General features: G+C 36.0%; 28 protein-coding genes and 1 tRNA gene. 25 read left to right on the forward strand and 4 right to left on the reverse strand.

From position 1 onward, the window contains the following. Positions 1–122: 122 nt before the first annotated feature. Positions 123–1,676, forward strand: coding sequence for an L-piperidine-6-carboxylate dehydrogenase (amaB, locus tag J3495_RS04885; RefSeq protein WP_210665447.1), 1,554 nt, complete (start codon positions 123–125; stop codon positions 1,674–1,676). A gap of 82 nt (positions 1,677–1,758) precedes the next feature. Here amaB and J3495_RS04890 read toward each other — a convergent pair whose 3' ends face one another. The 3 genes from J3495_RS04890 to J3495_RS04900 all read right to left on the reverse strand — a co-directional run bounded on the left by J3495_RS04890 (position 1,759) and on the right by J3495_RS04900 (position 6,493). Beyond that, the gene (locus J3495_RS04890; protein WP_210665448.1) at positions 1,759–4,524 is read right to left on the reverse strand and encodes a pectate lyase family protein; all 2,766 of its coding nucleotides are present in this window, start codon (positions 4,522–4,524) and stop codon (positions 1,759–1,761) included. A gap of 491 nt (positions 4,525–5,015) precedes the next feature. After that, positions 5,016–5,534 carry a DUF6646 family protein gene (locus J3495_RS04895; RefSeq protein ID WP_210665449.1) on the reverse strand — a complete coding sequence of 173 codons (519 nt, stop codon included), beginning with the start codon at positions 5,532–5,534 and terminating at the stop codon, positions 5,016–5,018. Positions 5,535–6,070: 536 nt separating this feature from the next. Then, complete coding sequence (locus J3495_RS04900; RefSeq protein ID WP_210665450.1) at positions 6,071–6,493, reverse strand: helix-turn-helix domain-containing protein; 423 nt, start codon at positions 6,491–6,493, stop codon at positions 6,071–6,073. Between the two features lie 66 nt (positions 6,494–6,559). Here J3495_RS04900 and J3495_RS04905 point away from each other — a divergent pair, with 66 nt between their 5' ends. Beyond that, a complete protein-coding gene (locus tag J3495_RS04905; RefSeq protein WP_210665451.1) occupies positions 6,560–6,760 on the forward strand; it encodes a hypothetical protein in 201 nt (66 codons plus the stop codon). A gap of 118 nt (positions 6,761–6,878) precedes the next feature. Here J3495_RS04905 and J3495_RS04910 read toward each other — a convergent pair whose 3' ends face one another. Then, complete coding sequence (locus J3495_RS04910; protein WP_210665452.1) at positions 6,879–7,397, reverse strand: hypothetical protein; 519 nt, start codon at positions 7,395–7,397, stop codon at positions 6,879–6,881. A gap of 15 nt (positions 7,398–7,412) precedes the next feature. Here J3495_RS04910 and J3495_RS04915 point away from each other — a divergent pair, with 15 nt between their 5' ends. The 23 genes from J3495_RS04915 (at position 7,413) to J3495_RS05025 (ending at position 20,293) form a co-directional block, all read left to right on the forward strand. Then, positions 7,413–9,398, forward strand: a complete 1,986-nt coding sequence (locus tag J3495_RS04915) for a hypothetical protein (protein ID WP_210665453.1) — start codon at positions 7,413–7,415, stop codon at positions 9,396–9,398. An 18-nt stretch (positions 9,399–9,416) separates the two neighbouring features. Then, entirely contained in the window at positions 9,417–10,262 is an 846-nt protein-coding gene (locus J3495_RS04920; RefSeq protein ID WP_210665454.1) for an AAA family ATPase, read from the forward strand. A 2-nt stretch (positions 10,263–10,264) separates the two neighbouring features. Continuing rightward, entirely contained in the window at positions 10,265–10,909 is a 645-nt protein-coding gene (locus J3495_RS04925; RefSeq protein WP_210665455.1) for a P-loop NTPase family protein, read from the forward strand. A 3-nt stretch (positions 10,910–10,912) separates the two neighbouring features. Then, entirely contained in the window at positions 10,913–11,284 is a 372-nt protein-coding gene (locus J3495_RS04930; RefSeq protein ID WP_210665456.1) for a hypothetical protein, read from the forward strand. 1 nt (position 11,285) lies between these two features. After that, positions 11,286–11,471, forward strand: coding sequence for a hypothetical protein (locus J3495_RS04935; RefSeq protein WP_210665457.1), 186 nt, complete (start codon positions 11,286–11,288; stop codon positions 11,469–11,471). Next, positions 11,468–11,764 carry a hypothetical protein gene (locus J3495_RS04940; RefSeq protein WP_210665458.1) on the forward strand — a complete coding sequence of 99 codons (297 nt, stop codon included), beginning with the start codon at positions 11,468–11,470 and terminating at the stop codon, positions 11,762–11,764. The genes J3495_RS04935 and J3495_RS04940 overlap by 4 nt, the downstream gene beginning before the upstream one ends. Positions 11,765–11,977: 213 nt before the next feature. Continuing rightward, positions 11,978–12,706 (forward strand): DUF3164 family protein, encoded by a 729-nt coding sequence (locus J3495_RS04945; RefSeq protein ID WP_236025393.1) that lies wholly within the window; start codon positions 11,978–11,980, stop codon positions 12,704–12,706. Positions 12,707–12,777: 71 nt separating this feature from the next. After that, on the forward strand, positions 12,778–12,981 hold the full coding sequence (locus J3495_RS04950; RefSeq protein ID WP_210665459.1) for a hypothetical protein: 204 nt from the start codon (positions 12,778–12,780) through the stop codon (positions 12,979–12,981). A gap of 1 nt (position 12,982) precedes the next feature. Beyond that, entirely contained in the window at positions 12,983–13,225 is a 243-nt protein-coding gene (locus J3495_RS04955) for a hypothetical protein (RefSeq protein WP_210665460.1), read from the forward strand. A 23-nt stretch (positions 13,226–13,248) separates the two neighbouring features. Beyond that, positions 13,249–13,323 (forward strand) — tRNA-OTHER (locus tag J3495_RS04960). Positions 13,324–13,344: 21 nt separating this feature from the next. Then, a complete protein-coding gene (locus J3495_RS04965) occupies positions 13,345–13,506 on the forward strand; it encodes a hypothetical protein (protein WP_210665461.1) in 162 nt (53 codons plus the stop codon). After that, complete coding sequence (locus tag J3495_RS04970) at positions 13,493–13,837, forward strand: hypothetical protein (RefSeq protein WP_210665462.1); 345 nt, start codon at positions 13,493–13,495, stop codon at positions 13,835–13,837. The genes J3495_RS04965 and J3495_RS04970 overlap by 14 nt, the downstream gene beginning before the upstream one ends. Beyond that, a complete protein-coding gene (locus J3495_RS04975) occupies positions 13,837–13,980 on the forward strand; it encodes a hypothetical protein (RefSeq protein ID WP_210665463.1) in 144 nt (47 codons plus the stop codon). The genes J3495_RS04970 and J3495_RS04975 overlap by 1 nt, the downstream gene beginning before the upstream one ends. 1 nt (position 13,981) lies before the next feature. Further along, on the forward strand, positions 13,982–14,314 hold the full coding sequence (locus tag J3495_RS04980; protein WP_210665464.1) for a hypothetical protein: 333 nt from the start codon (positions 13,982–13,984) through the stop codon (positions 14,312–14,314). Then, positions 14,311–14,643: a hypothetical protein gene (locus tag J3495_RS04985; protein WP_210665465.1), complete on the forward strand. Its 333-nt coding sequence runs from the start codon at positions 14,311–14,313 to the stop codon at positions 14,641–14,643. The genes J3495_RS04980 and J3495_RS04985 overlap by 4 nt, the downstream gene beginning before the upstream one ends. A 136-nt stretch (positions 14,644–14,779) precedes the next feature. Next, on the forward strand, positions 14,780–15,010 hold the full coding sequence (locus J3495_RS04990; RefSeq protein ID WP_210665466.1) for a DUF4406 domain-containing protein: 231 nt from the start codon (positions 14,780–14,782) through the stop codon (positions 15,008–15,010). A gap of 75 nt (positions 15,011–15,085) precedes the next feature. Further along, the gene (locus J3495_RS04995; protein ID WP_210665467.1) at positions 15,086–15,514 is read left to right on the forward strand and encodes a hypothetical protein; all 429 of its coding nucleotides are present in this window, start codon (positions 15,086–15,088) and stop codon (positions 15,512–15,514) included. Positions 15,515–15,791: 277 nt separating this feature from the next. Beyond that, on the forward strand, positions 15,792–16,526 hold the full coding sequence (locus J3495_RS05000) for a hypothetical protein (protein WP_210665468.1): 735 nt from the start codon (positions 15,792–15,794) through the stop codon (positions 16,524–16,526). 194 nt (positions 16,527–16,720) lie between these two features. Beyond that, positions 16,721–17,431 carry an RNA ligase family protein gene (locus J3495_RS05005; RefSeq protein WP_210665469.1) on the forward strand — a complete coding sequence of 237 codons (711 nt, stop codon included), beginning with the start codon at positions 16,721–16,723 and terminating at the stop codon, positions 17,429–17,431. Between the two features lie 93 nt (positions 17,432–17,524). Continuing rightward, complete coding sequence (locus J3495_RS05010; protein ID WP_210665470.1) at positions 17,525–18,361, forward strand: DNA cytosine methyltransferase; 837 nt, start codon at positions 17,525–17,527, stop codon at positions 18,359–18,361. Positions 18,362–18,629: 268 nt separating this feature from the next. After that, positions 18,630–19,154, forward strand: coding sequence for a hypothetical protein (locus tag J3495_RS05015; RefSeq protein WP_210665471.1), 525 nt, complete (start codon positions 18,630–18,632; stop codon positions 19,152–19,154). Positions 19,155–19,353: 199 nt separating this feature from the next. Next, on the forward strand, positions 19,354–19,872 hold the full coding sequence (locus tag J3495_RS05020; RefSeq protein WP_210665472.1) for a hypothetical protein: 519 nt from the start codon (positions 19,354–19,356) through the stop codon (positions 19,870–19,872). Positions 19,873–20,098: 226 nt separating this feature from the next. Then, positions 20,099–20,293: a hypothetical protein gene (locus tag J3495_RS05025; protein WP_210665473.1), complete on the forward strand. Its 195-nt coding sequence runs from the start codon at positions 20,099–20,101 to the stop codon at positions 20,291–20,293. The last annotated feature ends 137 nt before the right edge of the window (positions 20,294–20,430 follow it).

The following is a 20,430-nucleotide window of genomic DNA, read 5'->3' on the forward strand; positions in this document are numbered from 1 at the left end:
CGTGAAAATACTATTAATTAACCCTAATTTTACTTTGATTTTAACAAAGCGAATCGATTAAAATTCAACTGGAACTCTTATCTTTACGAAATAATATAACAATTTTAACTAAAAAAGTTACAATGATAACAATAGCATCACAATTTGGAATGAATGAAGCTCTGGAAAAATTGGGCATCAAAGCGATCAATGAAGGAACATCTACAGGTTTAGAAAGTTTTTCTTCTGGAGAAATTTTAGAGAGTTATTCTCCAGTTGATGGAAAACTAATCGCCTCTGTCAAAATGACGACGCCTCAAGATTACGAAAAAGTAATGCAGTCAGCTACAACAGCTTTCAAAGCTTTTCGATTGATTCCTGCTCCGCAAAGGGGAGAAATTGTACGTCAATTTGGAGAGAAATTAAGAAAAAATAAAGAAGCTTTAGGTAAATTGGTTTCTTATGAAATGGGGAAATCATTGCAGGAAGGATACGGTGAAGTACAGGAAATGATTGATATTTGTGATTTTGCAGTAGGTTTATCACGCCAATTACACGGTTTGACGATGCATTCTGAGCGTCCTGGACACCGTATGTACGAGCAATATCATTCATTAGGAGTGGTTGGGATCATTTCGGCATTTAATTTTCCAGTCGCAGTTTGGGCTTGGAACACCGCTTTAGCATGGATTTCTGGAGATGTTTGTGTTTGGAAACCTTCTGAAAAAACACCTCTTTGTGGTGTGGCTTGTCAAAACATTATGGCAGAAGTCATCAGAGAAAATAATTTACCGGAAGGTATTTCATGTTTGATCAATGGCGATTATAAAATAGGCGAATTGATGACTGCTGATACTCGAATTCCTTTGATTTCTGCAACAGGTTCTACCCGTATGGGAAAAATCGTTGCACAAGCAGTAGCGGGTCGTTTAGGAAAATCATTATTAGAATTAGGTGGAAACAATGCTATAATTGTTACGCCAGATGCCGACATAAAAATGACCGTGATCGGAGCTGTTTTTGGGGCAGTCGGTACGGCGGGACAGCGTTGTACATCAACACGTCGATTGATTATTCACGAAAGTATTTACGAAAAAGTAAAAGACGCTTTGGTTGCGGCTTACAAACAATTACGCATCGGAAATCCGCTGGACGAAAACAATCATGTTGGACCGCTTATCGACACGCATGCAGTAGAAATGTATGCTAAAGCACTGAATAAAGTGGTGGCTGAAGGAGGTAAAATTTTAGTAGAAGGAGGCGTACTTTCTGGTGAAGGTTACGAAAGCGGTTGTTATGTAAAACCTGCGATTGCAGAAGCACATAATTCATTCGAAATTGTACAGCATGAAACTTTTGCTCCAGTTTTATATTTGATTAAATATTCTGGAGACGTAGAAGACGCTATTGAGGTTCAAAATGGCGTAGCACAAGGATTATCGTCAGCAATTATGACGAATAATTTGCGTGAAGCCGAAAGATTTTTGTCGGTTACAGGTTCAGATTGCGGAATTGCAAACGTAAACATCGGAACATCCGGAGCCGAAATTGGAGGTGCTTTTGGAGGAGAAAAAGAAACAGGAGGCGGTCGCGAATCGGGTTCTGATGCTTGGAAAATTTACATGCGTCGCCAAACCAATACGATCAATTATACAACAAGTTTGCCTTTGGCACAAGGCATCAAATTTGATTTGTAACACAAGATTATCAAATGATATTTTATAAAAAAGGCTTCCAAAATTTTGGAAGCCTTTTTAGGTTTTAAACACAAGTAGAACTTTATTTTTTAATAATTACTTGGCTGGTTGATGAACCATCTTTGTTAATCAGTTTTAGAATATAGTTTCCAGAGGTTAACGCACTCACATCTATGTTCTCAATATTGTTTCCTACGCTTTTTACCACAGTTCCGGCAATATTGTAAAGTATAACTTTTTCAATTTTTTGCTCAGGATCTATTAAGTATAAAGTTGTAGTCACAGGATTTGGGTATATCGCCACTTTTGTTTCTGCTTCTTTTGTAGGAGCAATACGCAGCATTCCTGTATTAAATTTTGTGCTAATGTAATATAAATTGGCAACAGAACTTTTAGTTATCGTGTTGCTTCCAGCTGGAACTGAAATAGTGGCTACTCCATTCACAGCAGTGTAAGAAGTGTTATTGACTTTTATTGTTCCCGAAAAACCAGTATCAAACACCAACGTTAAAGTTGAAGCAGCGGTTGTTGTGTAGGTAATCGATGTACTAGACTCTATTTTTAAACGAGCGGTCAGTGTCAGTCCTTGGTACGTTACAGATCCTGCTGTTGAGTTCATGTTTCCTGTAATAGTATAAAAGCTACTCGTTTTTCCAGATGTAGTAAAATTATGAATTTGATCACTTGAGGGTGTGCTGGTAGTAACCGTAATGGTTCCGGATCTTGTCGCGACAGCTCCTGCTGTTCCTGCAGTGGCAATAGAGTAGGTTACAGTTGCTGTTGGAGTTCCCGAAATGGTGATCGTTTTATTACTACTATTTTTTACAAAAGTGATTCCAGATGCCGGCAACCCTGTTACGGTGGCATCGGTTGCGGTGCCACCCCAAGTATATACTATTGTAGTTATAGCACTTCCGCTTGCTACCGTTTGGCTATTATTTGTTGGCGAAGTAAGTGTTTGAGAACCTGCTGAGGTAACTGTAATCGTTCCTGATCCTGTTGCAGCTGTTCCGATGCTTCCCGTAGTGGCAATAGAGTAGGTTATAGTTGCTGTTGGAGTTCCCGAAATGGTAATTGTTTTATTACTACTGTTTTTTACAAAAGTGATTCCAGATGCTGGCAATCCTGTTACGGTTGCGTCTGTGGCGTCTCCACCCCAGGTAAATACTATTGAAGCTATTGCTGTACCACTTGTTACCGTTTGATTGTTGTTAGTAGGTACTGTAAGTGTTTGGTTTCCCGCTGGAGGATTGGTGCCGCCTTGTACGGCAACCAGACTTGTTTGATATCCAAGAAGTGCTGCTTTTAGACCTGTATTTACTGCGTCTGCAACGTCATCAACAGTATTGTTGAATGTCCATTTTAAATCACCGCCAGAAATACGACCAGCATATTGCATCACATTTGTTTTGGCTACTTCTGGGCTGTCTGGAGTATAGGCATACATAACACTCGAATTGGTGTCAAAGTTGTTGTAAGTATTAGAGCCTGATTTTGATGTAATGCTGCTGCTAATGGTTTCATTGCGGGTACTCGCTACATAAGCATCAAATTCCTTCGGATAGTTGGTGGCATCATAAGCTATAAATCTGTTTTGTCCGCTCATTGTGTTGTTGTACGCTTTTATTGTACCTCCTGCTTCTCCGGAAAAAGTTCCTTCGGCACCACCGAAAACATCTGTTCCCTGCATAGACGTGAGCATAGGATATTTGCAGTTGCGGAAAAAGTTATTCTCTACAAATACAGATGAACCTAAAGTGGATCCAATTCCGTATTTTGAATTTCCATCATAATAATTATTATACACGTGAGCAGAATAATAACGGACACGTGGATGACGCGAATCTGAATGATCGTACCAATTGTGATGATACGTGATGTAAAGCCCGGCTGTTGTTCCTTCGCTCAAGCCTAATAAATTTGATTTACCAGAATCCCAAAAGTGATTGTATGAAAAAGTCACATAAGTAGATTTTTTACAATCCAGTGCGCCATCGCCTTTTATCTGATCGGCATCGCTGCCCGCATCTCCATAAAAGAAATCGCAGTTGTGCACCCAAATGTAATCGTTGTTTTGTTGCAACCCAATATTATCGCCTTCGCCGCTATTACAGTTCATTGTACCAATGTTGCGCACTTCGATATTAGATGCATTTTTAATTCGGATTCCCCACCCATCTGCTACAGCATCATTTCCTACTCCTTCTAAGGTGAGGTAGCAATTGGCTGTTTTGTTGTTTTCTATAACTAAATCTCCATCAAGCATATACGAAAGATCTGTAATTTGACCCACTAATCGTATAATTATTGGTCGCAAATCTTTCCCTTTTTTGTAGGCATCCAAAATAGTTTGCAGTCCAACACAAGGATTTGTGGTGGCGCCAGTAACTGTCATCGAAATGGTATTTTTTGTTTGTTCGGTGATGTATAAAATTACAGCATTGCTTTTCGGTGTACCATCTGCGTTATACGCTCCTGGAACTCTTCCGTTCGAGAATGCAAACCCTGCACGATCTTGTGCGAATACTGTGATTGCACTTGTTGTAGAGCCAGTTCCCTCGCTGCCGCTAATAACAGGCCTGATTTTTATGGTATAGCTGCCTGCTTTAAGACCGGGAATGTCTGCTCGATAATAAGATCCGTAACTGCGAATCAATTCGTTGTCTATTTTTTTATCAACATTTCCGTTTCCAGTATAATAAACATTATAACTTGTTGCGTTTGTCACGGGTTGCCATTTTACAAATGCAGATTCCAGCCAGCCGGTAGATTCTGTAATAGTAAGTTGCTGCGCCCAGATTTGTCCTGCGAAGAGCGTGAGCATTAGAATTAGTAGATTTTTTTTCATAATAATGTGGTTTAATAGTTAGTAGTGTAATATAAAAGTGGTTTTAAGACGACTATTAAAATTTAGTTTTAATTTGTAATCGATTACACAAAAATATAAATTTTTTTGAAATTGATATTTTTTATACTTAAAAAAAACATATCACATAAATAATTATGTCTTAATATATAAATAGTGTAATTTATTACATAAATTGTAATAAATTACACACCTTATGTGTTCTCGGTTTTGAAAGAATAATGCTCTTCTAGAATAGAATTATTTGGCTGAAAAATAAAAAAATATTTTTTTTTGTAAAAATTGTTAAATCTTTATTTTAATAAGAAAAATAATTAATTCTAAAATAAAGATTTACTGTTTTGTAGTTTTTTTCAAGAAAGAGAAAATAAATAATGTCTCATTAAAACATTAATTCGAAGATGATTTTGGTAAGAATAAAAAAAAGCGTTCACCATGAGATGAACGCTTTTTGTATGTTTAATTTTTTTTGCTTACAAGTTAAAAGAAGCACCTAAACTAAATGTAGTCTGATTGTTTAAATGGTCAAATAAACCATCGTTATTGCCATATTTTGCAATTGGAAATCCGATTTCAGTAAAGACACCAAAACCATCTGTAAAGAAGTAACGTCCACCAACGTGGCCACCAAAATTATGCAATCCTAAGTTCAAACTTGGGTAAACATCTAGTTGCTCAACTCCAATTACACTGCTTAGGTTAGCACTGATTCTGGCTTTAGCATCAAAACGATCTTGAAATTCTGGTTTTTCGGTATAAGGTGTAACACCATTTAATCCTGAAAATTCATCTACTCCTAAAAGATAAGTTGAGACAAATCCGAAAGAGAAATTTTCTCCCAAACCAAAGTCTACTGAACCTTGAATTCCTGTTCCACCATTTTGAATGTTGGCTCCAACGTTCACTTTTACATCTCCTTTTCCTTTAAAAGCTTGCTGTGCCTGTGTAAATCCGAATGTTACTAAAAACAAAAGTGTTATAACTTTTTTCATAAATGTAATTATTATTAATTTTAGGGCCTATTAAATGAATTGTACCATAATACTAATATAAAAAAGGTCAAAAAAAGAGCAAAAAACCCAATAAAATCAAGACTTAAGACCAATACAAACCCAAAAAGGCTGAAATATTAAAATGTACTTTTTGCCACCATTAACTACCATTATACTACCGTTTAAATAGCATAAATAACCCATATAAGCAACGAACTACCATCACAAGGCAAATATACCCACAAAACTACTATTTACCAAGCATTAAGCTATATTTGCACTATACAAAAGCTCTCATTACGAGGGCTTTTTTTATGCCCGATTATTACAAATGACAAAAACAGCTATTAAGGTAAAAAACACAATAGGGTTATTGTTAGGGTTACGTTAAGGGTTACAAAAGCAGTAAAAAACAAGACTTATAAATACTATGAAACAACACATACACTACACATAAGCACCAAAAACAGGTCTATAAGTATTGTGAAACGACACGATTTTTAAAGTATAAATAATATTAAAACACTGATTATTAGTTATTTGCTTTCTTTTTTCATTAATTCAGGTGCTGATTCAGCCACATGTGAATAAACAATGGGCTCTCTTTGGGTATATTTCATTTCCGCCAACTCCTTTTCTAATCGTAGTATTTCTTTTTCTTGCATTTGAATGAGCTTGTTTTGAGTATCTAAATGGGATTGATTTATTTCTTTATCAGACACACCCGGATCATCTGTCTTTAACATTGGTTCTTTTCCTGTAAAAAGCCATTCAGCTGATAACTCTTTAAATTCATTCAATATTTTGAATGTTTTATCTGTTCCAAAGACCTTTCCATTCACAATATTGCTAACCTGACTACCTGAAAACCCGAGTATTTTAGCCGTTTCGTTGATGCCTAAACTCTTGTATTTCAAGTAATCTCCAAATCTTTTACCTAAATCATTAAAATTATTCATTCAATATATTGTTTAGTATTCAAAATAATGTATATATTTGCTTAACAATTTGAAACAAACAAACCAATGGACAAAAATAAACAAAAAAAAGACTACGCAAGTTACAACCCCGCAATTATCCAAAAATTAAAAGATAAATACGGTTTAACTACGCAATTTATAGGCCAATCGCTCCGAGGCGAGAGAACCAGCGAAACATCTGGTAAAATTTGTCAGGATTACAAGTTAATGGAAAAGGAAATTAAAAACGCAATTAAAAATCTATAATAGTATGAAAACAAAAATCATCCACCACGTGAACGAAGATTTCACAAGCGAAGTAATCGAAACGCACACCCTTAACGGTAGAGGCGTGACCAATATCGAGTTTAGTAAGCCTCAATCATTATAATGTGTCAAAAGCAAAGATTACTAACAATATCATCGCCATAACAAATGAAAACACGCAAACGAATTCTAAGATTTTTGCTTCGATGCTATAGCCGGGGTTTAAAGGCTTGTATGCTCTTACCCCCATATTTACCTGTTCTTCTATATTTTCCACAATATCCCTGCAAGTCTTGCGAAAAGAGAATAGTACAATGTATGAGGCAATTGTACCGCACAGGATACACACCAGTAATAAAACGAGTGAACATAGGAGCAGGATGCTGTGATATGGTTTCTGAGATAAAGAAATCAATATGGCAAGAACGGCGGAGGCTGTGGTAACAAGATGTTTAACAAAATCAAAAGAGGTGCCTAGCATTTGATAATTAGACTCTTTAAACTCATCAAAGGAATTAGGGAATTTCATACTCATATCACTATTATTTTTAAAGGTTAGATGTTTCAAATATAGTGAAAATCCCGCCACGGCTTTGCGTGGTTTCGACACCACGGCGGGAACCAATTCATAATCCATAATTCATAATTGAATATGTACGAATATCATAACAACATACTCTCTATACCCGCTAAACTTCTCTACGAAGATTGGGCATTGATTTCATACACAAATTATAAACGCCTGTGTTCTAAAGGAAAATTAGTTAATACTAAAAAAGGAAAAGGTGCTGGCAACGAAGCTTTCGTAAGCTTTCACGATTTGCCAGTACATCAAGGTGTAGATTTTAAGAAAGTATGTGTAGAAAATCTAAAAAACCCAAAAGACGTAATTGTACGTAACCAGCTTGAAGCCTATATACTACCAGACATCAAAGCTGCTAAGTTTTTTGCAGAACACCGTAAACCGAATGGACGTTCACTATCTGATGAAGATCAACGCGAAAAAGCTACCAATGCAATGATTTTAAACGGCATTCAAATGCTGTTTAATGATCCTAAATTGAAGAAAAAAGCATTCGGAACAAAATCGACAATGGTTTGGAATGAAGTAAGCATAGCTGTTAATGGCATCAACCCTAAAAGATGGACATTCTCATTGCCCGGAAACCCACGAAGACTAAAAGCGAAGTATGACGACTATCTTAAAAATGGTTACGAGGTTTTCTTGCACAAAGGCGAAGGTCAAAAGAATGCCCAGATCATCAAAGACGAAATAGCCGATTTTCTACTCGCAAAATACTGTCTTCCCATTAAAAAGTCTATTCCGGAAGTGTTAGCCGATTACGATAAAGAAGCCATCAAGCGAGGTTGGAAAGATTTAACCGAGCAAGGCATTTACAACTGGCTTTACCAGCCTGAACAGGAACGCATCTGGACATTGGCACGCCACGGACTATCTGCCTATAACAAAAAATACAAACACACCATCACGAGAGATCGCTCGGACTGGTTTCCTAACGCTTACTGGGCGATTGACGGTACCAAACTGGACTGGATACACTACTGGGATGATTCAAGTAATAAAATGGGTGCAAAACTCAAAATTGATGTAATGTTTGATGTGTACAGCGAAAAGATAATAGGCTGGGATTTATCTTTTACAGAGAGCCACATAGAACATTTCAAAGCTATTAAAATGGCAGTAAATGAGTCGCAATGCCGTCCTTATTACCTGACTTATGACCATCAGGGAGGTCATAAAATGGACAGGATGCAAACACTTTATGATTCTCTTATGGCAGTTGAAGGACACGGAACGCATCACCCCAATAAGGCACGAAACCACTCTAACCCATCAGAACAGTTGTTTCAACGCTTCCAACAGCAGGTTGTTACCAAATTTTGGTTTAGCGATGGTCAGGGAGTAACGGTAAGGCGTGATGACAACAAAATGAACGTTGATTTTATCCTGGAGAATAAAGACCATTTAAAAACAGTGGAGGAATTGCAAAAAGCGTGGCAGGCGGCTGTAAATATTTGGAACAATAAACAGCATCCAAAATTTGAAGCTTCACGAAATGAAGTTTATCAGCACCAAATGCCAATGCAAGAACCGCTAACGCTCTGGGACATTATGGACAAAATGTGGATCGAGGAAACCAAACGCCTAGTTACTTACAAATCAAGCGGAATGTATCTAAAAATTGGTGGCGAAGATTACGAGTTTGAAGTCTATGACAAAACAGGAGCGGTTGACCTTGATTTTAGATACAAAAACATCGGCAAAAAATTTAAAGTCCGCTATGATCCTGATTTTCTTGACGGATATGTGCAATTATACGACAAAGACGGAAAAGGAAATTTTGTTTGGGTGGCCAATGCAGAACCTAAGCGAAAACATCAAAACATACCTGCCTTGATGAAAGAAGGCCACAAAGAAAGTTGGTTTGCTGATATGCAGGTTCGAAAATTAGAATTAGAACGCACACAGCGAGAACTCAAAGCCCTAGAAGACAGAACAGGAATAAACCGCCAATCATTAATAGAAGATACCGACCTAATGATAAAAATGGGCGGAAACATGACCAAAGTAGAACAATTAATAACCGAAGCCGTAGATCAGGAATACGATTTTTAACCTAACAAAAAACCAAATATGACAACAGAACAAAAACACCAGATAGTAAAAGAAATTAAGCACTTATGTGCTTTGACATCACAAAATAAAGTAGCCACCAAAGCTGGCGTATCATCGGCAACTATTAGCCAAATGATAAACCAGAATTGGGACTTGATAAAAGACGAAATGTGGCGCAAAGTAAAAGTGAAGCTTCGCATTGAGTTGGATTGGAAAACAGCCCAGACAACCAATTTAGAGTATATCTATCGCCACGCTGAAAAAGCAAAAGAAAAGTCTATCAGTTTTGGGATTTCGTACGATGCCGGAGCGGGAAAAAGCCAAACCTACAAGTTAATCGCCAGCACATTGCCGAATGTGATTTACATAGAATGTAAAACCTTCTGGAAGTCAAAAAGTTATGCTAAAGCCTTGGTTACAGCCTGCGGATTAGACGATTTCGGAACTACCGAGGATTTAGTGGAGCGTTTCATTGACCATTTGAGCGGATTAGATAAACCTTTAGTAATCATTGACCAGATGGACAAATTAAAAGATGGTTCTATGGATTTCTTTATAGACTTCTATAATGATCTGGTTGGGCATTGCGGTTTTTTACTCTCAGGAGTTCCAGCACTCGAAAAAAGAATCAAAAGAGGTGTTAAGGCAGATCGTTCAGGCTATTTTGAATTATGGTCCCGAATAGGCAGAAAGTTCTTGAAACTCAAACTGCTTGTACTTACGGATGTTGCGAAAATTTGTCAAGAAAACGGCTTATATGATTCCGAAAGAATCGAAATCATATTTAGCAATTGCGAAGGCGATTTAAGACGGGTGAAGCAAGATGTAGAGAGTTATTTTCTAAATCATAAAAATGTGGCTTAACGATGCAAAAAGTACCCAGAGCCTACAGCTACGAAGACATAGATAAAAAAAAGTTTAAAACCATAAAAATACCAGACGAATGGAAAACACATTTAGGCGAACCCCAATTAGGCAATAGTCATTGGTTAGTATATGGAGGTTCTGGACATGGTAAAACATCCTACGTATTGCAAGTGGTTAAGCAGATTTGTAACCAAGGTCAGAAAGTACATTACAACACCTCCGAGGAAGGAATGAAAAAAGGTTTTCAAATGGCATTGAAACGAAATAATATGAAAGGCGTTGCAGGCTTCAATTACCATCAGGAAACAATGCCACAACTAACAGCAAGGTTAAGTCAAAAACGACAGGCCAAAATAATAGTAATTGATTCGGTTCAATACTTTTTTAGGAAAATGCGAAGCGAGCATTATTTTGAATTTATCAGCCAATTTCAGGACACCACATTTATCTGGATCAGCGGTGCCGATGAAGATAAATTAAAAGGCGCAATTGCAGATGATATTAAGTATGATGCTGACATTATAGTAAAAGTAAAAAACTACAATGCCGAAATTATTAAAAACAGATTTGAAGCCTACGATTCAAGAGTTATTTGGGAACAAGGATATAACGATAAAATGTCTAAAATTTTAATAAAAGGATAAACCATGAAAACAACAACACAAAACCAAATCCAAGACTACTTGCAGTGGTCAACAGAGGAATACGAAGACAGATTGTTATTAAGTATAATGAAATGGTGTCAGCACTATGGACAATATCCAAGTATAACTCAACAACTATTAGCAAACTCAGGATTGAATAAATGGTTTATGATGGAATATAATAAGTGTGAGCTTCAATTTTTAAAAATAGTTACTGTGATTCCGCCACAACCTGACCAACTTTTATCTCATTACAAAGCTTGTACAGCACAGATGATGATAAGACACCCGCAAGCATTATTGGATAAAATTAGACGAAACAAAGGTTTTTCTAACCTTTTACTAACACACACACCAATTTATTATGCAAACTAACATGATACGACAGCAAATAAAAAACAAAAAAGAGGAATTAGAACAATGGTTGTTTGATAATTCGCCAGAACACGAAGCCCGCCCGCAGATTGAGGCTGATTTGAGAAAGCTAAAAGAGCAAGCCACCCCCAGAACCATCGAACGTGACACCTTCGATTTAAGAGAACATAAAATTTACAATGTATGAACAAAGCCATTTATCAACGATTAGAAGATTTGCACAATGTGCTGGCTTATTGTTCAGAGTTACAGAGTTGCGGTAAAATTTATGTCTTTAAAACTCTCGAACGTGTTTGCATTAATCAGGAACGCGGCTCTTTGTTATCACAGCTAAATAATGACAATTTTCCGCATCAGGTCAGAACTTACAAAGTACCGCCACACATTGAGGTTAAAGTAAAATTTACACTCGAAAAAATACAAGCCACTTCATGGGGTGGGTTTAACCAGGAACAATTTTTTAACCATGGAGAAACGTAAACGAACCCCGGAACAGAACAGGCGATACAAATTGCATCAAATGATTAAAAAGCGATTTGAGTATTACGGTAAAAAAAAGACAGTAATTATCCCGCACGATTACAATTTAGAGTGTGAATTTTTAATTGAACTCAGGGACAAATTTAGATACAACATTCAATATTCAATAATTAGTACAAAAGAAATAGAAGTAAATAATCCACAAATAATAACATGATGACAACAGAAACACAACAACCGAAAAATTTAACTGATTATACACCTGCCGAATTAAAGGCGGCTTTGGCAAAAGTTGAATCAAAAAAAGATAATGATCGCCAAGCCTACAAAGAACTTGTAGAGCAAGCAGTACCAAAAGCAATTTTTACACTTTGCGCGGCATCAGAAATGATCTCAAACGCCAAAACAAACGCTTTTAAGTTTTTCGAAGATATTCTAAAACTGAAAGCAGATGTCTACGGAATCAAAGAAAAACAGCAGTCTCATACATTTTCCTGCAAAGGTGGTGAAATAACAATTGGGTTCAGAGTTACTGATGGTTGGGATGACACAGTAAGTGCCGGAATTGCCAAAGTCGAAAAATACATTAGCTCGCTTGCGACAAACGAATCAACAGCTGCACTTGTAGAAATTGTATTTAATCTCTTAAAAAAGGACGCTAAAGGAAACTTAAAAGGCAGCAGGGTTTTAGAACTTCAACAATTGACCAAGAAATTTGATGATGAAGAATTTACAGACGGTGTGAATATCATTTCAGATGCTTACAAGCCTATTCGTTCAGTTTGGTACATCGAAGCTAATTTAATTGGTGATGATGGCACCAAAACACCAATACCACTATCAATTAGCTCGGTTGACTTTTCGCAGGGATATAAATTTGAATTTAACAAAAATGAAAAACACAACAATACTGCTATTAGCGATACTGCTGATACTGTTTAACCGGAAAGACATCGCCATTTATATTGAGTGGCTAAAATTCAAATTTAAATCAACATATAAACAATGGCAAAATGAGCGTAACAATACAACCAATAACCGATCACGAAGTTTACACCGTTAACGGAAAAACAGTTTACAAAAACACCATTAGCGAATGGACATGTAACTGCGAAATGACCACTACAGAAAAGAACGCTTTTAAGAATTACGAAAAGGCGGTCATTAATAATCCGGCTTTTAAAAAGCACACTAAATCAACTTATAAAACAAAGTAATATGTGCGAGTGCTTAAATGAAATCAGACAAAATATTATTGAAAACGAGAAAGCTAGCTATGTTAGAATTGATTGTTCAAATATAAGAAGAACAACAGAAGGTGAAGCTGACAAGGAATGTTTAACAGGTCAAAGAATCGAAATTGGATATAACCATATAAAACGTGACGGAGAAATTAAGAAAAAAGAAAGAAAGTCTTTTGTCACGCACGATTACTGTCCTTTTTGTGGTGATAAATATTAAAAACTAGGTTAGTTAATTCGGTTTCCTGAGTAGGATAATTGGTAATTCAGAAAAAATTGAACAATTGAAATATGCGGGTTCGAATCCCGCCTCAGGAGCAAATTTTAAAAACAAACTTTATGAACAATCTCACATTAATTATTTACTACATATATGCAATTATAGTTATTGCCTTAACAGGATATGTAGTTTTCGTTTTGAATCACTCCGGATGGTGGTTTATTGTAACTGCTATATTTCTTACTGCAACACCTTCAACAAAAAAAAATGACAGCAACTAAACCAAAACTCTACACCGGAACCGGTTCAGCTATTGACAACTATAATAAGCCCCAACAGCAGTTAAAAAACATTGTGCAAAGCAATGCAGCAAACTGGGGTTTATTCGATAACAAAAACCGCCAACATAGAACAATCCTTTCACAACTGCGCACACTTCAATGGGTAGTACCAAATGATAAGTGGGGCGAAGTTCCAGACATCAATAGATTAAGCGAGTTTTTAAAGAGTGATAAATCACCAGTTAATAAGCCTTTAAAGAAAATGGAAGAAAAGGAACTTTCTAAAATTATAAGCTGTTTTGAATCAATGACAACTAAAAAATACAAGTGATGGACACATTTAGCATCACCGAAGTTTGCCCGCATGACATAGCTGTTATCAGGGTATTAAAATCAGTCGCAACCTGCGAAACTACAGCACTATTTTGCGTTGCATGTAACAAACAATTAACCGAAGCTAAAACCGAGTGTTAAGATGAAAGTAAAATTAAAATTAACAGTAAAACAAATTAGTGCCTTGGTTTATGCCTTCGATCAAGTATCTAAAGCACCAGCCAAAGGGCGTATTGCTAAAGTTGCAAAAAGCGCACTGGATAAGGTTGTATTAAAAGTTAAAACCAAGCAATTGCAAGTTCAACAAAAATCTAATCTTTTTAATGATAAAGAAAAATTTTCTTTTGCGCTTGAACTTGTGGAAGCCCATTTTTTAGAACAGTATTTAGTTTCTATGTCGGAATTTCCAATGTGTGAATATGACAAAAACGCAATTAATCAAATTTCAGCAACTATAAATCAACAATTAGCATGAAACCCAAAGAGCGAAAAGATGACTTTATAATTATTGATGACATCGATGACGATACAAGTGTTTCAGTTGAAAAACTTGAAAAATTAAGAAAAAATAATAAGGAGTGGATTGAACATTATTTCCCTGATTTTTCAGAACAAAATTTTAAATCTGAGCCACGCATTTTATATTATCCACCCGGACGGTACGGAAAATGCGCAATGTCAAAATATTATATTAAAATGTTTAAAACTCCCGTGCCAATTAACCTAAAGGTTAAAAGAAGGTACACGAAATGCCCGAAAATCAATAAACCCGGATCATTAACCTTAACAATAAAAATAAATTAATGGCACTAAATAAAACGCCTAAAAGACCTACGAAGTTAAGCGAAACGATCTTTGAGACCGAGCATAGGCTTAAACAGGAAGCAATCGAACTGGCTAAAAAATTTCAACACGTTAAGCCAACTAAATACCTATTGAAATGAAAAAAATATACATCGCCGGAAAAGTTACAGGACTACCCGAAAACGAAACAAACACCAAATTTCAACAGGCCGAAATAACGGTTTCACTCGCAGGTTTCGAAGCTGTGAACCCCATCAAAGTAGTAAACAATCAAAATGCAGACTGGGACACAGCAATGCGCCTTTGTATTGTTGAATTAATGAAATGCGATGCCGTTTTTATTGCTTCCGTGTTTTGCGTTCTCTAAAGGGGCTTTAATTGAGTCCGAACTAGCTAAAAATGTAAATATCCCCGTATTTCTTAACATGAAAGATTTGAAACAATGGCAGAACATATATCATACAAAGTAACTTTTAAGGAAACGGCTGACGAATGGCTGTTTCAATACAGACAATCTGATTGTGTAATTCATGCCTTTTACAATATTAAAGGGGTACGTGTATTGAAGCTTTTAGAAAGTGTACAGTTTCCCGGAACCATCGATGATATGGAAAAGTGGACACAATACAAAAAAGTGGTCACGATAGAGCTTGTAATTGACGATTATTCATTCGATGCTTTTTGGATAAAGTACAATTTGAAGGTCAAGAAAGAACCAAACCAGAAGGCTTACGAAAAGTTAAACCTGGTTGATAAAATTAAATGTTTCAACAGGCTTAAAAAATACGATGAATTTTTAACTAAAACAGGTCAGGCCAAAGCACATTTAGTTACTTGGCTTAATCAAAAACGATGGAACGACGAATATTAATAATTAAACAACAATAAAATGAATGAAACATTAACAGCCGAAAAAGGCAAAGTATTGATCGCTTACAACAAAGCAAAAGGCGGCGATGATAAAATAAAGTTATGGAAACGTAAACGTTCTAAAAAATAACGGCTAACGAGTGACGGCTATGAGAATGCCAACACTTAAAACCGAGTATTTTCCACTAAGAAAATGCTTCTTAGAAAACAAAACTTAATATTAATCAAATCGCTGACTTTATTATAGCCGCGGTTATGTGCAGTGAAAATTAACAATCATGGGAAGAGAATTAAAACGAGTGCCTTTAGATTTTAATTGGCCATCAAATCAAGTTTGGAAAGGTTTCATAAATCCTTTCAGAAGTCAAGAGTGTAAAAGTTGTGACGGATGCGGATTAAATCCAGCCACTAAAAAATTACAAGACGAATGGTATGCTTCTGACAATCCTAAATGGGTTGACTTGCCAAACGGCAGGCGATACAATGATAATGGTTGGTCAAATCATATTACTGAAATCGAAATCGCCGCACTCATTAAAGAAAGAAGATTGGGAGATTTTACTAGCGTTTTTAAAAGCGGTGAAGGTTGGGTAAAAAAAGATCCAGAATATATTCCGACTCCTGATGAAGTCAATGAATGGAACCGTACCGGAATGGGACACGATTCAATTAATCGTTGGATTTGTGTTGAAGCTCGGGCAAAGCATTTGGGAATTTACGGCAAATGTGAGTTTTGCGAAGGTGAAGGCGAAATATGGCAAAGCGAAGAAATCAAAAAAATGCACGATGATTGGAAAGATTTTGAACCGCCAACAGGCGAAGGTTTTCAACTTTGGGAAACTACATCAGAAGGAGGCCCTAATTCTCCAGTCTTTAAAACATTAGACGAATTATGCGAATGGTGCGGAGATAATGCAACTACTTTCGGAAGTTCAAAAGCAACAAAAGAACAATGGAAATCTATGCTTAAGGATTTTGTCCATCATCAAAGCGGAAATATGATTTTTCTTTAACGATAATTTTTGTGCGTGAGGATTCATTGCACATAACGTTGTCGCAGCTTGCAGAAGTGGCGGACTTCGTAACGATAAATTTTCAACTTAATAATAGACATGATGCGTAAAATAAATATGAATGAACCAATAAACCCGCCATTTTTGCAAACTGCTGTTATAGGCTGGTGTGGGTCGTTAAAAATAAATTTGTTATGAAACCATTAGGAGTAAAAAATTACGGCTCAATACCCCATTTATCAAACAGTAAATTAGGAACTGGCGACCATTTTATAGATAAAGGTCAAGAAAGAATATTGACTCAAAAAGTTAGAGATAAAAATGATGAAGTATTTGTTTTTGAAAAATACGATGGTTCTAATGTAGGTATTGGAAAGATTGACAATAGAATAGTTGCACTTACAAGAAGTGGATATATAGCAAATACAAGTCCGTATAAACAACATCATTTATTTAGTGATTGGGTTTATAAAAACATAACGACTTGGATAGATTTGTTAGTAAATGGAGAAAGAATTACTGGCGAATGGTTGGCTCAAGCTCACGGAATAAAATATAATATTGATAGTAGATTACAACCGATAGTTTTCTTTGACCATTTTACTAAAAATAACGAAAGAAGTAGTTTTGATGTTTTGGATAGTTTTTATAATAAATACGAAATACAACTTCCAAGATTATTACATAAAGGAGAATCAGCAACTGTTGAAAGTATTTTACCTGAATTAAATAAAAAAACCTTCGGAATTAGACCTGAAGAAAACCCCGAAGGAATGGTTTATAGGATTGAAAGAAAAGGTAAGGTAGATTTTCTTGCTAAATGGGTAAGAAGCGATTTTGAAGCTGGAAAATACATAATAGATAAGTCAGAAAACGATTTGGTTTATAACAAAATGTTCTTATGAAAACGAAAACAGAACACTTGCCTATAACGTTTGGTGATTTGCGAGGTTGCTGACTTTTGAAACGAATATTTATCACCACAATAAAAATTAATTATGAAAACAGATTTACATCTTACCGAAAATTCAGCAATTGCGCAAAACACTTGTTATGCCTCGCTTGTTCACGGCTCGCTATTTTCTGGGATAGGTGGTTTTGATTTAGCAGCTGAGTGGATGGGGTGGGAAAATGCTTTCCATTGCGAGTGGATTGAAAATAAAAGAAAAAAATTAGAAATCAGATTTCCAAATTCAAAAAGCTATGGAGATATATCAACAACAGACTTCACTATTTGGAGAAACAAAATCAACGTTCTCACAGGCGGATTTCCCTGTCAAGATGCCAGCATTGCCAAGCAAGACGGTAAAGGTCAACAGGGGTTACAAGGAGAAAGAACCGGATTATTCTTTGAGTTTTGCAGAGGAATCAGAGAAATCAAACCAAAGTTTATTGTTGCCGAAAATGTGGCTAATATTCTTAAGACTAACAACGGGCAGGACTTTGGCAGAATACTCACCGAATTATCCGCAATGGGGTATAATGCAGAATGGAGAATTTGTCGTGCGTCAGAAGTTGGTGCGCCCCATCACCGTGCGCGGTTGTATTTGGTTGCTTACTCCAACAGCATCAGATTACAAAAGGGACAAACTTTCTTTTCCAATGTACAAGAAACGACATCACCGAAGTCCTGGAAACTTCACGGAACATCTTTACAGATTGTTCGGGGCGGTTCCTGGTCGAGTGAACCCCCGGCTTTATGCGTGGATGATGGGGTATCCGGAGGATTGGTTAGAGAACAATTACACGGATTCGGAAACGCAATAGTGCCGCAAATCGCCCTGCAAATATTTAAAGCTGTTGGCGAGTACATGCAGCTTTCAAGTGAGGCATAACTACTTTATTGCAGCAACTTTAATAATAGTCAAATGTTAGTAATAACGGTACAATACACTTGTAAATATCAAATTTCATTTGCAACAATTTATAAGTTTACAACCTGTGGATTATGTTATAATTCCAAATCAGGAAGATTTATAAAACAGGTTTTAAAAAGCAATTGTATAGGCTACATTATTAAAGGTAAATTCAAAAGCCTAACCTTTTTAAGAATGTATTTAGAAAAAATACCAAAAAATAACTTACCATTTTAAACAAAAAATTATGATATTAGGATTTAGCACACAATTAAACGGAAAACCAACACATTTTGTTGAGAAAATATGGAAAGGTTTAAAAGAAAATCTTTCGAAAGAACTCCACGCGCTGCACGAGGCACAAATGACACAGGAAGAATTGACAAAGCCTTATGAAGTTGACGGCGATGTTTATCCACTTGTAAAAGCAAAATTGCACAGCCTCCGGGAAGACAAAAAAGGTCGTTGGAAAGCAGGAATGAAGATTGATTTTTTTATCAATGTCCGCAAAAAAGATATGTTTCGGTTTGCTCCGGTTCTGCCGGTGGTCAGCACTCAAAAAGTGTTTATGAGTTATCGTTATAATGACTTAATACAAATATCTGTTGGTGATAAAGAATTGTTCGGTTATAATGAAAGACTGGAATTTGCAATTAACGATGGCTTTGACACATGGCGGGATTTTTTTGATTACTTCTATCCTCAAATAAAAGCAACCCCCGATAATTTTTTAAAGATGAAATTAATCCATTGGACAGATAAAAAATATTAAAACAAAACTATTGCATATTAAAATATTTTGTATGTTTGTGAAGCAAAAATACCCCAAAGGAGAAATCCTTTAAAATTTTTTATTTAACAATAAGCGTTAGCCTCGCCACGATGTCCCTGCGGAAACTACGGGAAATCTATCCTTTTGGGTATTTTTGCACATCTACAGCGAGGCTTTCGTGCGTTTAATATTTTCGATTATGCAAAAAGAAAATGTAAGACCAGTTCAGTCTAAAAATGAGCAAATCATGCATCTGCAAGTAACCGATGGTCTAGCAGTTGCTGTAATTCAAAATGCTAGTTTTGAATTTATAATGCCCACAAAAGATGTAGCATTAGGTTATGGCGTTTCGGCTTCAACTATTAGAAGTCATAAGAACCAACAAAAAGATGAACTTATTGAAAATGTTCACTTTATTTCGAGAGTCCAGAATTTGGACGGTCGAAGCAATCTACAATCAAAGCAAATTTTATGGACAAAAGCAGGAATCATTCGACTTGGTTTTTTTATAAAGTCCGAAAGAGCAAAACTTTTTAGAGATTGGGCAGAAAGTGTCATTCTTAATTATTCCGCACCTGCAATACAACTTCCCGCAATAACCAAACGTAAACACAACCGCCTTACTCAGGATAGAATGATTAGTATTTTGGCTGATATTGCCCAAATTGATGATAAACAATTGCGTTTAAGTTTAATATCTAAATTAGGTATATCATGAGACCAACAAAATACTTCAGTACAAAATCTGAAATTTCAGATTTTGCCAAAGCGTTTCGTGCATCACACCCGCAAAATTGGTTTTTACGTACTACACTAGAGTGCGACCACCGAGTAAACGAACGACGTCAAAGCATAGTTTTGATAAGTGGCGAGACAATAGTACAACGAATTATTGTTTGTGGCACGTGTCAAAATGCGAATGTAGAACCTAAAAGCGAAAGGCTATGATACGATATGAACTCCCTGAGGACAATGATAATTATAAAGAATCGATTGCTGACTTTAAACGAAAAATCAATCATTTAAGCCTTATGCTTGAAACAACACAGGATATCTCAAAATTGAGAGAAGAACACGTTGAAAGGCTAGAACATCAACTGAAAGATATGACTAGAGAAAAATTTATCTTTGTAAATTAATAATAAATTGAAAATCGCTAGGTCATTCAAGCGGTTTTCTTACTTTTGAAAATTAATATAAAATGATAAAAATGAAAAAAATACTATTATTACTTAGCTTTATATTACTGAGTTGTGGTCATTCCATACCAAATGAG

Origin of the sequence: Flavobacterium geliluteum (genome assembly GCF_017948595.1) — a bacterium.
In the GTDB taxonomy this organism is placed as follows: domain Bacteria; phylum Bacteroidota; class Bacteroidia; order Flavobacteriales; family Flavobacteriaceae; genus Flavobacterium; species Flavobacterium flavipigmentatum.